Annotated in this window: 1 protein-coding gene; it reads left to right on the top strand. The window is 42.7% G+C overall.

Annotation, left to right across the window (positions count from 1 at the left end; genetic code table 11):
• Positions 1-107: 107 nt before the first annotated feature.
• Positions 108-1,012, top strand: a 905-nt coding sequence (locus AC6F75_RS07610; protein ID WP_500714378.1) for a hypothetical protein, incomplete at its 3' end; no start/stop codon positions are given.

Raw genomic sequence — 1,012 nt, 5'->3', positions numbered from 1 at the left:
CAGGATTTTGTAAAAAAGAACATCGATGGAATACGGCTAAAGGGTGATGTAGTGGAGCCCTGCCCGTATTGTGGCTCAGAAAGTGATGACAACCAAGCCAAAACTACGTGAGACTGCCCCTTAACAAACACATCAGACTTGCGGTGTTCTACTTTTTACTGGCTGCATTGCTGGGTGCAAGTTTACGCTTGTTTGTGATTATAGATCTTCCTGCCCAATACCGTTATCTGGTACACGCCCATTCACATATTGCCTTGCTGGGCTGGGTTTATGTGGCACTTACAACACTACTTTATAAATTTTACCTTGCTTCGTCAGGGGTTACTAAAGCCTTCCGTCAAATTTTTATTTTCACACAATTCACCCTGGTTGGGATGCTGTTGACTTTCCCTTTTCAGGGATACGCCTTGTTTTCCATTATTTTCTCGACCTTGTTTTTGTTGGCGTCCTACTTTTTTGCCGGATTGTTCTTAAAAAAGGCATTGCCGGAACTGCACAAACGCTTTTCATATAAGCTTTCCAAATGGGCAGTCATTTATATGGTTATTTCAAGCATTGGACCCTGGACGCTGGGAGTGATTATGAATACCCTTGGCAGCACTTCAGTATGGTACAAAATGTCTGTTTATTTCTACCTGCACTTTCAATACAACGGCTGGTTTGTTTTGGCTTTGCTGGGCATACTGTTCTATTTTCTCGAAGAAAACGGCTTTGAGTTGGAGCAGAACAAACATCGCCTGTGGTTAAGGCTGTTCAACAGTAGTGTCATACTCACATTTTTCCTTTCCACATTGTTTACCGAACCACACTTTGTATTCTACCTTTTAGGTGGTCTGGGTGTTTTACTTCAAACCCTGATTCTGGTGCTGTTGTTTCTCTGGCTGCTTCCCCGATGGAAAGATTTTAAATCACATCTCAGAAAAGGTGTAGGTGCCATGCTGCTAATGGCCGGAATTTTATTAGGCATCAAAAGCGATTTGCAATTGCTTTCGGCCATTCACTATTTTGCCCG

This window comes from Planktosalinus sp. (genome assembly GCF_059864935.1).
Note: the sequence above shows the minus strand (reverse complement) of the source record. Positions and strands in the feature narration are given on the sequence as shown.